The following is a 744-nucleotide window of genomic DNA, read 5'->3' on the forward strand; positions in this document are numbered from 1 at the left end:
TCATAATGAAGATGGGGCCCTGTTGAACGTCCTGTGCTACCGACATAGCCAATGATTTGGCCTTGCTTAACGCGCTTGCCCGAGCGGATGCCGCGTGCGTAGCCATTCATGTGAGCATAAAGAGTGGTGATGCTTTGTCCGTGTTGGATGATGACAGTTTTACCGTAACCACCTTTTCTGGCTGCATGAATAACCTTGCCGTCACCAGTAGCTTTGATTGGCGTGCCGGTCGCCGCGGCGTAGTCAGTGCCTTTGTGCGCTCTGATTTTATGTAGAATAGGGTGCTTGCGACGCAGGTTGAAGCGTGAGGAGATGCGAGCGAAGTCGACAGGCGTTCTGATAAAGGCCTTCCGCATGCTTTTTCCGTCAGGAGTAAAGTAATTACTAATGCCGTTTTCTTGTTCATAGAGGACGGCAGAAAGTTCTCGTTCACGGTTGTGGAAGTTGGCCGCTAAAATTCTGCCGTTTTTGTACTTTTCTCCGTCTAGGTATAACTCTTCATAGATTAGGTTGAACTTGTCGCCGGAGCGGATATCTAAAATGAAGTCGATATCCCAGCCGAAAATATTGGCTAGCTCCATAATTTGCGACTGTGAGAGCCCGGCCTTTTGCCCTGCAAGGAATAATGAGCTTTCTATAGTTCCCTCACCGTAGGCGATATGAACATCCGGGGTGCGAGTAACAACTTCTTTAGTGAAGAATTGTTTTCATCCCGTTTAAATACAATTGACTTAAGGGGGGAGC

Annotated in this window: 1 protein-coding gene; it reads right to left on the reverse strand. The window is 48.1% G+C overall.

Features of this window, described 5'->3' with window-relative positions:
- A partial coding sequence (locus A3757_RS20440; RefSeq protein WP_156506455.1) for a peptidoglycan DD-metalloendopeptidase family protein occupies positions 1 to 659 on the reverse strand: 659 nt, incomplete at its 3' end.
- Positions 660 to 744: the final 85 nt, after the last annotated feature.

Source organism: Oleiphilus sp. HI0117, from assembly GCF_001635235.1.